Origin of the sequence: Colwellia ponticola (assembly GCF_005885605.1) — a bacterium.
In the GTDB taxonomy this organism is placed as follows: Bacteria; Pseudomonadota; Gammaproteobacteria; order Enterobacterales; family Alteromonadaceae; genus Colwellia; species Colwellia ponticola.
Genome location: NZ_SZVP01000044.1, coordinates 1 through 592, shown reverse-complemented (window position 1 = coordinate 592; position 592 = coordinate 1). Strand labels below are relative to the sequence as shown.

Sequence of the window (592 nt, the reverse complement as noted above, 5' to 3'; positions counted from 1 at the left end):
ACCGTGCTTACCTTATAAATACCGATATTTATATCAGCTTTCCAGATTGTTAAAGAACTTATCAGTTGCACACATTCGGCAACGATATGGTTTAAAAAAACCAAATTTAAAATAACTTGTTGAAGTTAAGCTTAAATTTGGCTTCTTTCTTTATAAGAAGAAATTATTTTACCATTGCGAAGTTTTTCTAGGCATTTTCATGCGACGCATAGTATCTCTTATGCGAGTATCGAAATAACAACGAAAAAATCGTAATGGTGGAGCTAAGCAGGATCGAACTGCTGACCTCCTGCGTGCAAGGCAGGCGCTCTCCCAGCTGAGCTATAGCCCCTCTTTGACTTGCTAGTTAATGTGATTACGTCGTTGCTTTCGCTTTTTATTCAATCAGGTAGCGGACTACATTCATTCATAAAAACCTCAAGCGCCTTGTACTAACATAAACTCTCAGCGTCTAAGCTGTATCTACATACAACTTAAGGGTTTTCTTCTTTATTTGTTATCATGTAATTTGTGTGAACACTCTATAACCCGAAGGTTATCATTAATCGTTTTATTCAAGATAAGGAGGTGATCCAACCCCAGGTTCCCCTAG

General features: G+C 37.7%; 1 tRNA gene. It reads right to left on the bottom strand.

Going from position 1 to position 592, the window contains the following annotated elements:
* Positions 1 to 255: 255 nt before the first annotated feature.
* Positions 256 to 331, bottom strand: a tRNA-Ala gene (locus FCS21_RS15750).
* Positions 332 to 592: the final 261 nt, after the last annotated feature.